The 12399-nt window shown below is 34.3% G+C and carries 12 protein-coding genes and 1 pseudogene; 8 read left to right on the forward strand and 5 right to left on the reverse strand.

Features of this window, described 5'->3' with window-relative positions:
* Positions 1–10: 10 nt before the first annotated feature.
* From exsE to DPQ31_RS08755, 4 genes are read right to left on the reverse strand one after another with little or no spacing between them, the layout of a single operon-like run.
* Entirely contained in the window at positions 11–967 is a 957-nt protein-coding gene (gene exsE / locus DPQ31_RS08740; RefSeq protein ID WP_208731790.1) for an exosporium protein ExsE, read from the reverse strand.
* Complete coding sequence (locus tag DPQ31_RS08745; protein WP_001039103.1) at positions 964–2034, reverse strand: hypothetical protein; 1071 nt, start codon at positions 2032–2034, stop codon at positions 964–966. The genes exsE and DPQ31_RS08745 overlap by 4 nt, the downstream gene beginning before the upstream one ends.
* A complete protein-coding gene (locus DPQ31_RS08750) occupies positions 2027–2470 on the reverse strand; it encodes a hypothetical protein (RefSeq protein WP_000972343.1) in 444 nt (147 codons plus the stop codon). Before DPQ31_RS08750 ends, DPQ31_RS08745 begins: the two co-directional genes overlap by 8 nt.
* Positions 2467–3012, reverse strand: a complete 546-nt coding sequence (locus DPQ31_RS08755) for an RNA polymerase sigma factor (RefSeq protein ID WP_255258374.1) — start codon at positions 3010–3012, stop codon at positions 2467–2469. Before DPQ31_RS08755 ends, DPQ31_RS08750 begins: the two co-directional genes overlap by 4 nt.
* 220 nt (positions 3013–3232) lie before the next feature.
* Between DPQ31_RS08755 and DPQ31_RS08760 the strand changes: the two genes are divergently transcribed.
* The 6 genes from DPQ31_RS08760 (at position 3233) to cls (ending at position 9667) form a co-directional block, all read left to right on the forward strand.
* Positions 3233–3871, forward strand: a complete 639-nt coding sequence (locus DPQ31_RS08760) for a response regulator transcription factor (RefSeq protein WP_208732089.1) — start codon at positions 3233–3235, stop codon at positions 3869–3871.
* Between the two features lie 4 nt (positions 3872–3875).
* The gene (locus DPQ31_RS08765; RefSeq protein ID WP_208731791.1) at positions 3876–4976 is read left to right on the forward strand and encodes a sensor histidine kinase; all 1101 of its coding nucleotides are present in this window, start codon (positions 3876–3878) and stop codon (positions 4974–4976) included.
* A gap of 136 nt (positions 4977–5112) precedes the next feature.
* On the forward strand, positions 5113–6051 hold the full coding sequence (locus DPQ31_RS08770) for an ABC transporter ATP-binding protein (protein ID WP_064449823.1): 939 nt from the start codon (positions 5113–5115) through the stop codon (positions 6049–6051).
* 37 nt (positions 6052–6088) lie between these two features.
* Complete coding sequence (locus DPQ31_RS08775) at positions 6089–7198, forward strand: ABC transporter permease (protein ID WP_208731792.1); 1110 nt, start codon at positions 6089–6091, stop codon at positions 7196–7198.
* Between the two features lies 1 nt (position 7199).
* Positions 7200–8345, forward strand: a complete 1146-nt coding sequence (locus tag DPQ31_RS08780) for an ABC transporter permease (RefSeq protein ID WP_208731793.1) — start codon at positions 7200–7202, stop codon at positions 8343–8345.
* A 110-nt stretch (positions 8346–8455) separates the two neighbouring features.
* Complete coding sequence (gene cls / locus DPQ31_RS08785; RefSeq protein WP_208731794.1) at positions 8456–9667, forward strand: cardiolipin synthase; 1212 nt, start codon at positions 8456–8458, stop codon at positions 9665–9667.
* A gap of 53 nt (positions 9668–9720) precedes the next feature.
* Here cls and pyrH read toward each other — a convergent pair whose 3' ends face one another.
* Complete coding sequence (pyrH, locus tag DPQ31_RS08790; RefSeq protein ID WP_001248057.1) at positions 9721–10461, reverse strand: UMP kinase; 741 nt, start codon at positions 10459–10461, stop codon at positions 9721–9723.
* Between the two features lie 376 nt (positions 10462–10837).
* Between pyrH and DPQ31_RS08795 the strand changes: the two genes are divergently transcribed.
* Together DPQ31_RS08795 and DPQ31_RS08800 are read left to right on the forward strand one after the other, a co-directional pair.
* Positions 10838–12109 (forward strand): cation:dicarboxylate symporter family transporter, encoded by a 1272-nt coding sequence (locus tag DPQ31_RS08795; RefSeq protein ID WP_000713298.1) that lies wholly within the window; start codon positions 10838–10840, stop codon positions 12107–12109.
* A 24-nt stretch (positions 12110–12133) separates the two neighbouring features.
* Positions 12134–12399 (forward strand): annotated as a pseudogene (locus tag DPQ31_RS08800) (lyase family protein); the annotation flags it as partial.

The following is a 12399-nucleotide window of genomic DNA, read 5'->3' on the forward strand; positions in this document are numbered from 1 at the left end:
AAGGTTTTTCTTATTTTTCGATAACGTTCATATTCAAATTATAAGCTTTCTCAATATTTAATTTGTACGTTCCATTTCCAGTTTTAATCGAATTTTTATACCAATGTTCTCGGTCGATTAATTCTGGATTTTCTTCTGAAGTATTATTTTCTTTTTTCGTTAAATCTTCAACTTGTTCCCAAGGTGTGTTTCCATGTGTTTCTTTTTGATTTGTTACTGCTGTTAAAGATACATCACTCTCTTTTGCAAGATGGACAGACACTCTTGAGCTTTCTTGTACAAACCAATTATTTTGTAATTGACCTGGATAAAGAGATAGTTCGTTATTTGAAGCACGGATTTCCACATTTTTATTTTGCGGAAGAACAAGCGTTGGTTTCACCTGTGGTGCCGAGTTGAATAACGTATGCTGAACAGGTAATGATTTTAATGTGATATGCATCGTTTCTCCAGCCGTTTGAACGGAAAGGAAATCATCTCGTTTTAAATCGAGTTTTTCATTTGCTTTCGTCGTCATTTCATACGTTCCCAAAAGATGAATTTGATTTGTATTATTTCCCTCTATCGTTAGAGGCTGATGTCCTGCATCTACTACGATTTTTTTGATAGATTCAGGTATATCAAGTGGTCCGTCTGGAATATTACTCGTTTGCCTCGTTGTATTCATAGAATGACGAACTTCGTCTAGTAATCCAGTAGATAATAAACAGTAAAAAGCAATTCCAACACTTCCTAAAACGCCGATAAAGAAAATACTAAAAATATCATATTTAATAAATGATTGTTCCTTTTTAGAAAATAGAAGGTATAGTAAAATTTCAGCGCCAAGTATAATAAGTAAAACAGGCCACCATGCTGTTAATGTATCCAATACTTGGGTGCCTTTAATGACTGAAAATAGTAAGAAGCAACCTAATGTAATAATGGAAAGCCCCATTGAGAATGTTCCAACGCGCCATGTTCTCATTCGTTTGTACCACCTTTATTTTCTTTATTTCCAAGTAACAATTTAAAGCCGCCGCCAATTAAAAGGAGAGCAACGATAGACGTTTGGAAATAGCGATAATATAGTTCGCTAAGATGAATATTAAATATAGTTGCAAAATAGTCATTCAAAATAGGAAGGACTGTTTGATCTAATAAATAATAACCACCTAATACAATTAATCCGATACCGATCCATCTTTGATGATTTATAAAATAATCTATGATAGGTTCGTCATTAACACGTTCTTTTCCGTATTTTGCAGTTTGCTGTAACGCATCAAAAAAGCTATAGAACCAAATGATTGGTACTAAAAATAAAAACGCAGAAAGTCTTAATAAGTCGAGCAAATAAATGGATAGTAAAAAGGCTGCCATAAGCTGAAGACCACGGCGCTGTAAGCCTAAATACATATGTCCTGCTCCAGGAAACATCGCTAAAATGGAAGCGAATGTTTTATTTTTCTTTCCTTGTTCTCGGTGCTCTTCAAACTCTTCAAAAATAGTACGGTCATCTAGTTGCTCTCCGCGTTCTTTTTTCTGTAGTTGTTGAACAACATCGAAGAAATTATAAATCCATAAAACAGGTAACGTCACGAGAAAGATAAGGAAACTTTCTTGAGATGTTAAAAGGGCAACGAAAATGATCATACTTCCGATTCCTGTACAAGCTACTAAAAATGTAAGGCCACGTTGCATAAGTCCTAATTGAAAATGACCAAGTCCAGGGATAATTGATAGAAGAATGATATAAAATCGTTCGCTCTCTTTAGAGGACTCTGTAAATTCTCCGGCCGCTTGTTTTTTCGATTGATTAATAATAGTGATAACTAAATCTAATAAATTGATCGCCCATAACACGACTAGTAAAAATAGAGAAAGAAAAGCAATATCACGCTCTCCTAATGCTATTGTGCAAAATGCTGCAAAGATAAATAGAAATACAGCCCCTCCGCTATATAAAATAAACCGTCCAAACTTCTTTAAATATAAATGTCCAAGCCCAGGAATTAGCCCTAATACAAGTGCTAAAAAGGGGTTTTTATTCATGCTTTGAACCTCCGTCCTTTGTTGATGTGTCTACCGATTTGTTTACAATTTGTTGTGAGATAGAAGACTCGTTATGTTTTGAAGATTTCTCGAAATTTGATGTCGCTGTAAAAATATATTGGAATAAACCACTTACCATAAAAATAATTGTAGCCGCAGTCGCAATTATGTAGTGAATAATTGTGCGTTTTAGTGAGTTTGTTTTTATATATTCATTAGACTGTAGCGTTTCAAAATTAATTTGCGTCATAACTTCGTTCGTAAATGAATCATCATTTATCATTGGAAGGTTTTCATGTTGTTCATCAATACTTTCCATATAAAGTGCTAAACAATAATCACATTCAAAAAGATGTTCTTCCATAGATTCACGTTCATTGCTTTCTATAAAATCTAATGTATAATTGCGCCAATCTTCTTTTGAATAATGCATCATAGAAACTCTTCCTCCTTCCAATGTTTTTTAATCCATTTTCTTGCCCGATACAGTTTCATTTCGACTGTTTTCACTTCGATGTTTTCCTGCAAAGCAATTTCTTGATAACTTTTTTCTTCTAAATAATGCGAGAGAACGACATCACGGTAATTTTCAGGAAGTTCTCTTAGTTTTTGAGCAATGAGTAATTTTTGCTCTTTCGTCAATAGTAAAGCTTCAATGTTATGAGAGGATTTTATATTTTCCTCAGTTTCTTTACATAAGGAGAGTTCTTCGTGTTCTCTAGCTTTCTTCCTTTTATAATCAATAGCGTGATTGGTGGCAATACGCGCCATCCACGTTTTTAATCCGCGAAATTGATAATTTGGGAGAGAGGCGTGAATTTTTACGAATACTTCTTGTGTAACATCTTTCGCATCTTCTTCATGTCTTAAAATAGAAAAGATAACTTGAAAAATATAATGACGATACGTTTGTACAAGGATACGAAAAGCATGTTCGCTTCCTTGCTGTGCTTTTTCAATTAATTGTTTTTCCTCAATGGGTCTCTCCCTCCTTTTTGACGCATTCTATTATATAGACGTAAGAAATGATAAGTCACCCTACACATGTTGTAAAAAAAGAATAATATATTTTTAGAAAGGAGGCTATATGAAAAAAGGTGTGAAAAAATGGTAAAAAGGAGTATATAATGAGCAAAGAGGAAATGTTACGCGGAGAAAGGATGTGAATGTTAGTAGGAGGACGTCCATACTAACAAACATGAAAATTAAAATATTAATAGCAGATGATAATTCTTTTATTAGAGAAGGCATGAAAATTATTTTAAATACATACGAAGAGTTTGAAGTGTTAGATACTGTAAATGATGGAAAAGAAGCTGTAGCATATTGTAAGAAACATGAAGTCGATATTGTGCTTTTAGATGTCCGCATGCCAAACATGAACGGGGTAGAGGCGACAAAGTTAATTTGTGAAGAGACGAAAACGAAGCCGCTTATTTTAACGACGTTTGATGATGATGAATATATATTGGACGCAGTAAAAAACGGAGCAAAAGGTTATTTATTAAAAAATAATGATCCGGAACGTATTCGTGATGCGATAAAAGGAGTGTATAACGGTCAGACTGTTATGCAAGATGTAGTACTTGATAAAATTAAATCTAATTTAATGGAAAGTAAAGAGGAAGAATGTAAAATAGATACAAGTCTTTTTACAGAAAGAGAGCTTAGTATTATCGCATTAATTGCGAAAGGTTTCTCGAATAAAGAAATTTCGAAGCAACTTTTTATATCAGAAGGAACGATTGCAAACTATATTACATCAGTTTTAGGGAAAACTGGACTTGAACATCGCACACAAATCGCGATTTATTACTTAACAGGGAAAGTAGATTAATGATATGGAATTTTGGTTAATTGTAAGTAAATTAATTGTCTTTATATATATTGTGTTCAGTTACATCCATTCAAACGTTACGAACTTACCGTGGGTTATACTTACTTTGCTTTTATATCTTTCTATAAACGTGCTGATCTCTATATTTAAAAAAGATACGTACAAAAAAATATTAACTTGTGTGTCAATTGGTGTAGTTATGTTATTGACATGGAAGGTTCATCCGTTTTTTATTTTGTTTTTACCTTTGAATGTATACGAAGTGACATTTCATTATATAGAGAAGAAATGGCAACTTTTTATCATTATGATGATACCTATTATTATTACAGATGAAAATATTCGAATGACGTATGGATTAATTGTTGCATTTTCTTTTCTCGTTTTAACTATGGCAGATCGATATATATCGCGTGTAGTAAAGCTGGAATCACAAAATGATAAGATGCGAAAAGATATGCAGCGACTGACGAAAAGCTTACATGAAAATAAAGAATACATAAGACAATCAGAGTACACGTTTAAGTTAGAAGAGAGGAATCGACTATCTCAAGAAATTCATGACAAAATCGGTCACTCGATGACAGGTGCGCTTATTCAAATGGAAGCAGCAAAGAGATTGCTTGAAATAGATAAAGAAAAATCTGCGGAGTTATTACAAAATGCCATTCATATTTCGAAAGATGGAATTGAAAGTATTCGGATTACATTAAAAAATATGAAGCCACCAACTGAACAAATTGGTATTCATCGTATGAAATTATTCATAGAGGAATTTGCCGGTAAGCATGATGTAAATATTCCTTTCGTATATAAAGGGAATTTAGATATGATTTCACCGATTCAGTGGAAGATTATCGGTGAAAATGTTACGGAGGCATTAACAAATGCGATGAAATATGCTGATGCGACAGTCATTTCAATCGATATTCATGTACTTAACAAGATGGTGAAAGTGCAAGTGAAGGATAACGGAAAAGGTGCAGCACTTGTAAAAAAAGGTCTCGGTATTATGGGGATGGAGGAGCGAACAGCATCTGTAAATGGAAAAATTATTGTAGATGGGACAAGTGGTTTTTCAGTAACAATGTTGCTGCCGATATAAAAGAATGGGACGAGGATGAATCATCTCATATGAAAAAAGTGAATAATCTCATGTGAAAAGAATGAACTTCTGCACTGAGCAGGTTCATTCTTTTTGTTTATACTAAAAGCAGAGAAACCGAAATAGGGGTGAAATGATGAATACATTAGAAATTAAAAATTTAACGAAAAAATTTGGTGATTTCATCGCGGTAGATAATATGTCTTTATCTATTAAAGAAGGAGAAATATTTGGCTTTTTAGGATCAAATGGTGCAGGTAAGAGTACAACGATTAATATGATTGCTGGTTTGCTAAGAAGTAATGAAGGTGAAATTAGCATACTAGGAAAAAATATAAAGAAACATAATCGATTTGCGAAAATGAATATTGGTATCGTTCCGCAAGATATTGCGATTTATGAAGAGTTAACTGCCTATGAAAATGTGAAATTCTTTGCTGGATTGTATGGATTACGAGGAGCCGAGCTAAAAGCGAGAGTAGAGGAAGCACTTCAATTTGTAGGGCTTAGTGATAAACATAAAAGTTACCCGAAAAACTTTTCTGGTGGGATGAAACGAAGACTGAATATCGCTTGTGCAATCGCTCATAGACCGAAGTTAATTATTATGGATGAGCCGACAGTTGGAATTGATCCACAGTCAAGAAACTATATTCTCCAGTCTGTTCGAAAATTAAATGAAATGGGAAGTACCATTATTTACACGAGCCACTACATGGAAGAAGTAGAAGAAATTTGTACGAAAATAGCAATTGTTGATCACGGTAAAGTAATTGCAGAAGGAACGAAAGAACAGTTAAAAGCGATTATTACCGATACGAAAGACATTTGGATTGAAGTAAAATCAGTAGAAAATTTAGATGTAGAAAAATTAAAAGAGATAAACGGTGTGAAAGCTGTTCAAATTGAAGAGAACGTAATTAAGGTAAACTCGGATGCAGGAGTAAATAATTTAAATAAAATTATTCAGCATTTCATTAATCATGACATTGAAATTCGTTCGTTAGAGGAGCAGGCTCCGAACTTAGAAACAGTATTCCTTACGTTGACTGGAAGAAACTTACGAGATAAATAAAAGGTAAATGAAGAAAAGGTAAAGGGAGGTTCATCAATTGAACATCTTCAATATTGCAGTTATGCATATTAAAAGAGATTTCAGGGACGTAAGAACTTTAGTTCTTATGTTAGCATTTCCTATTGTGCTTATGCTTGTGTTAGGAACAGCGTTAACGAATGCATTTAATAGTGATAGTCATTCTATTAAAGATATTCAAGTGCTATACAAAGACGAAGCGAGTAGCACGTTTTCTCAATCATTTGAAACATTTACGAAAGAAGTCGATAAATCGGGCATTCATTTTAAAAAAGCTTCTGAAGGTATAGATGGGAAAGAGGCAGTGAAGCAAAATAAATATGCTGCTTATGTAGAGTTAAATAAAGATGGTGCGAAATTTTACGGAAGTGACAGAAGTAGTATAGAGGGAAGTATTGTAGAGGGAATGCTTACAACATTTGTTGATAAGTACAATGTAGCGGTCGAAGTTGCAAAAGTAGATCCTAGTAAGGTTAGCGCAGTTATTTCAAACGGAAATCATAATGATTATATAAAAGAAACATCTTTACAAGCTGCGAAAAAACCAGGTTCTATGGATTATTATGCGGTTGTAATGACGACGATGATTGCACTATATGCTGCGATGGGAGCGAGTTCTTTAATTCGAGGAGAACGAATACGTAAAACAGGAGATCGTCTCATTGCTGCACCTATAAGTAAGGCTGAAATTTTCATTGGGAAGGTGCTAGGTAGTCTAGTAGCAAATGCCCTGTGCATATTACTCGTCATGTTATTTAGTAAATTTGTTTTTCAAGCGAATTGGGGCGACCATCTTGGAATTATATTTCTTATTTTATTAACAGAGGTTTTTCTGGCAATTAGCTTCGGTTTAGGGATCGGGTATATTACGAATACAGGTGAAGCATCTAGAGCAATTGTTTTAGTTATAGTGCAATTAGCTTCTATTTTTGGCGGAGCATACTTTGTAGTAGAAGAAAATGTCGTTACGAATTTATCACCATTAACGTGGGCAAATACAGCTGTTATGAAAATTATTTATGCGAATGATGTAGGAGCTGCACTACCGGTAATATCTTTAAACCTTGGAATTTCAGCACTCTTTTTAATCATTGCGATTATTGCATTACGCAGACGGGAGGGGCTATAGTATGAAAGATATTTTATGGCTTATACAAAAAACACTAACTGTTCTTTTGAAAAATAAAAAAGGATTATTCATTATTATTAGTTTGCCGATAATCGGAACGCTCATCTCTTTTTCGATATACGGAAATGCGGGGCAAGGCACGTTAAATATCGGGATTGTAAATAAAGAAAATGAGCCGATAGCAAATGATACGATAAAGTTTTTAGAAGGATTAAATCATGTAAATGTGAGTAAGGTTAAGGAGTCTGAAGTAGAAGAAAAACTCACTTCCAAAAAACTTGATGGTGTGATTACGTTAGAGGCTGGTTTTTCCGAAAGTGTTCGAGAAGGGAAACCAGAGCATATTGAAATTTCATCGATTAAAGGTGATCAAGTAACAGGATTTATAAAATCTTATTTATACAACTATATTGATAATGTAGCAGCTATTAGTAAAGTAGCAGGAACAGATCAAAGTGCATTTGATAGTATGTACGCAGGATATCAAAAAGGTTCATTTAAAATGAAAACGGAGACGCTAGAAGATACTTCGAAAAATAAAGATATGACAAACCAAACGATGGGTTATCTTATTATGTTTATGCTATTTTCAGCAGCGAACTTATCAGGTTATATTTTAAAAGAAAAAGAAAATAGAACGTATTTTAGACTATTATCAACGCCGATAGATGGAAAGAAATTTATATTATCTAATGTCGGGGTAAATATGATGATACTAACAGTACAAATTCTAATTACAATCTTATTCCTGACGAATGTATTTCATACGAATATCAATATGCCTTTCATAGTGATGATTGGTGTACTCATGCTATTTGTTTTAATAGCGATTGGAATATCGTTAGTCCTTGTCGCTTTTTCGAAAAACTCAGCATCGGCAAATGCACTGCAAAATATGATTATTGTACCGACATGTTTACTGGCTGGATGTTATTTTCCGTATGACATTATGCCGAAAGCGGTACAAAAAGTAGCTGATTTTCTTCCACAACGCTGGTTGTTAGATACAGTATCAAAAATACAACAAGGAATTCCATTCTCTGAGTTGTATTTAAATATTTTAATCTTATTCGCCTTTGCGGTCGCATTCTTCTTAATTGCTATTTATAAGTTTGGAAGAAATAATGATGCGAGGAATTTTGTTTAATGTGAAAAGGATGTGACGTTAAGTCACATCCTTTTTTGTATGAAGCATGAAATCTAAACTTGAATGACAAAATAGAAAGGTGGAAAGAAAATGATCGGAAGGAAATCAAAATGATTAAAAAAATATTGCGAGTTACTTCTATTGTTATTGCTATTTTCGTTTTTATTTTAATATGGATGCATATCGATGTTACCTTAGGTAGGAAAATGGAAGCTGGGAAAAACATGCCGACAGAGTATGCACCTCATTATAGTGATTTTCAATTATATGTAAAAGGGAAGTCGTTTTATAAACAGTTATTTACTGACATAAGAGAAGCAAAGCAATCTATTTACACGTATTTTTTTATTTTGTCGGATGATAAAAGTAGCCATACGTTTTTAAACTTATTAAAAGAGAAGGCAAAAGAAGGAGTAAACGTCTATTTATCAGTTGATCGCATTAATGATTTATCATTTGAAGGAAAGATGATAAATGAATTGCGGGAAAGTGGTGTACATTTTACGTATAGTAGAAAACCTGAATTGCCATTCGGATTTTATTCACTTCACCATCGTAATCATCGCCGTATTACGACAATTGATGGGGAGATTGGATATACAGGTGGTTTTAATATAGGAGATGAGTACTTAGGAAAAGATAAGCGATTTGGATATTGGCGTGACTATCATGTGCGGCTTAAAGGAGAAGGAGCAAAAGATTTAGAAGAACAGTTTGCTTTAGATTGGAAACGAGATACGAAAGAAAATATAAAGAGAAGTACGAATAAAGCTAGTAAAGGGAACACGTTACATACGATGGCCAGTTACAATGGGCATAACGTCGCCGAAAAATATGTAGAGTTAATAAACCAAGCAAAGCATTCGGTTGTCATTACGACGCCGTATTTTATAGCGAAAAATAAAGAGTTAATGAATGCTTTAATCGCAGCACAAAAGCGTGGTGTTACAGTAAAAATACTTTGGTCATATAAACCAGATCTACCTCTTATAAAAGAAGCGGCGTATCCATACATACGTCAAGCTGTTAATAATGGGATTACTGTATATGGGTATAAAAAAGGGATGTTTCATGGGAAGTTAATGTTAATTGATAATGAATTAACTGTTATCGGTACAACGAACTTTACTGCACGTAGCTTCTATATTAATGATGAGATGAATTTGTATATTCATGGTGGATCTATGGTCTCAGAAGTGAATGAGGCGTTAACGCAAGATTTTCATGATTCGAAAGAAATGACGAAAGAATTTTTTGAGAAGTTATCATTTTGGGAGCGTTGTAAGGAGAAGTTGGGGGGATTGGCTGATTTTTATTTATAAAGGTTAATGAAAAGGGTGTCTTTTATAGACACCCTTTTCATGAGAAATAACTATTATTCATGCACAAGCATCGAAACATCATCATTAATCAACGTCCCCACATGTTCCCCTAAACATATTTTCTTCATCACCCCAGGCTCATCGAAGTTAAAGACATGTGCTGGTAAATTGTAGTCCCGAGCAAGCAATAAAGCGGCTTGGTCCATGACTTGTATGTTTTGTCTAACAACATCGTTATAGTTCAGCTTTCGATACATTTTCGCTGATTTGTTATGTTTTGGGTCACTTGTAAAGACACCGTCTACTCCTTGTTTTGCGACTAATATGGCGTCACTATTCATTTCGATTGCTCTCTGTACACTTGGGTAATCTGTCGTAACGAAAGGTTGCCCGTTACCGCCTCCAAAAATAACGACATAACCGTTATCTAAATGATGGACTGCACGCAAGCGAATATATGGTTCAGCTACTGCGTTAAAAGGGATGGAAGTCATAACGCGTACTTCTTTATTTGTTTTACTAGTTAAAACACCGCGGAGCATTAAGCTATTAATGATCGTACCTAACGTACCAATATTATCAGCTTCTACACGATCAATTCCCCATTCTTCAGCTAGATGACCTCTGAAAATGTTACCGCCACCGATAACGATGGATACTTCGATACCTAAATCAACAATGGATAAAATTTCGTTTGCGATATGTTCTAATCGTTTGGAGTTAAAGCTATTTCCAGTTTGATCGGCAAGAGCGCCGCCGCTTAGTTTTATTAAAACTCTTTTATATGGTCTCATAACAATTCCCCCTATATAGATCGCAATAAAAAAGGAACAAAGGCGAATGCCTTTGTTCCTTTTTAAGAAAATGAAAAAGAAAAGAAGAAGATAGGACGAATTGCTTTGTGTAGTTTTTCATACTATCCACTCCTTTTCATTTCGATTTGTTTTAAGTATATATCTTTTTGATTATACGAAACAATCTGATTACTTATCAAGTATATTTTATCGTTTTTTAACAAAATGGTGTCAATGAAAAATAGAAGAAAAATATTTGAATTTTTTGTGACAAACTTGTAGGTTTTTGTATGATTTTGTAGGTTCGCTTATATGATGTGTGAGTAGCTTTTATAAATTCAAATTGAAAGCGTTCGCATGAAGGGGATGAACATAAATGAAAAAATTCGGATTGGCAACACAAATTTTTGTCGCGCTTGTTTTAGGGATTGTAGTAGGGGCAGTCTTTTATGGCAATAAAACGGCGATTTCTTATATCACACCAATTGGGGATATATTTATTCATTTAATTAAGATGATTGTAGTACCAATTGTTATTTCAGCATTAATTGTTGCGGTAGCTGGCGTGGGAGATATGAAAAAGCTTGGGAAACTGGGCGGTAAGACAATTCTTTATTTCGAAATTATTACGACGATTGCTATTTTAATGGGATTACTTGCAGCGAATATATTCCAACCAGGTACTGGCGTTGATATGAGCAATTTACAGCAAAGTGATATTTCTTCTTATAAACAAACTGCAGATGCAACAGAGAAGAAAGGATTTGCTGAAACGATTGTTCATATTGTACCGAAAAACGTATTTGAATCTATCTCACAAGGTGACTTATTACCGATTATATTCTTCTCCGTGTTATTTGGTTTAGGAGTTGCGGCAATTGGAGAAAAAGGAAAGCCTGTCTTTAACTTTTTTGAAGGTGTACTCGAAGCAATGTTTTGGGTTACAAATCAAGTTATGAAGTTTGCACCATTCGGTGTATTCGCATTAATTGCTGTTACGGTTGCGAAATTTGGTGTAGCAACACTACTTCCGTTAGGAAAACTAGTGCTAGCTGTATACGTAACTGTTATACTATTCGTTGTGATTGTATTAGGTATTAATGCACGAATGGTTGGCGTAAACATTTTTACATTAATAAAAATTTTAAAAGAAGAACTTATTCTTTCATTTACGACAGCAAGTTCAGAAGCTGTTTTACCTAATATAATGAGAAAAATGGAAGAGTTCGGTTGTCCAAAGGCAGTTGCCTCTTTCGTAATTCCGACAGGTTATACATTTAACTTGACTGGATCGGCTATTTATCAAGCGTTAGCGGCATTGTTTGTTGCACAAATGTATGGTGTACACATGTCACTGACGGAGCAAATAACGTTATTATTCGTTCTCATGTTAACATCCAAAGGTATGGCGGGAGTTCCAGGTGCATCGTTCGTTGTTGTATTAGCAACGTTAGGTTCAATGGGGTTACCACTAGAAGGTATCGCGTTAATTGCGGGAATTGACCGCATTTTAGATATGATTCGCTCATCTGTCAATGTATTAGGAAATGCATTAGCGGCCATTGTTATGTCGAAGTGGGAAGGCGAATTCGATAATGAGAAAGCAAAACAATATGTAGAAACAGTCAAAGAAACAAAAGCAGCATAAGAAATCGTTAAGGAGTGAATAATCATGGCAACATTAACTGAAGTTAAAAATGGTGTGCGAATTGAAAAAGATTTTTTAGGTGAAAAAGAAGTACCAAATTATGCATACTACGGCGTACAAACAATGCGTGCAGTAGAAAACTTCCCAATTACAGGTTACAAAATTCATGAAGGTTTAATTCAAGCATTCGCAGTTGTAAAAAAAGCAGCAGCACTTGCAAATACAGATGTAGGTAGATTGGAATTGAATAAAGGCGGCGCGATCGCAGAAGCTGCTCAAGAAATTCTAGA

The sequence above is a fragment of the Bacillus sp. COPE52 genome (assembly GCF_003355115.1).
GTDB classification, from domain to species: Bacteria; Bacillota; Bacilli; order Bacillales; family Bacillaceae_G; genus Bacillus_A; species Bacillus_A toyonensis.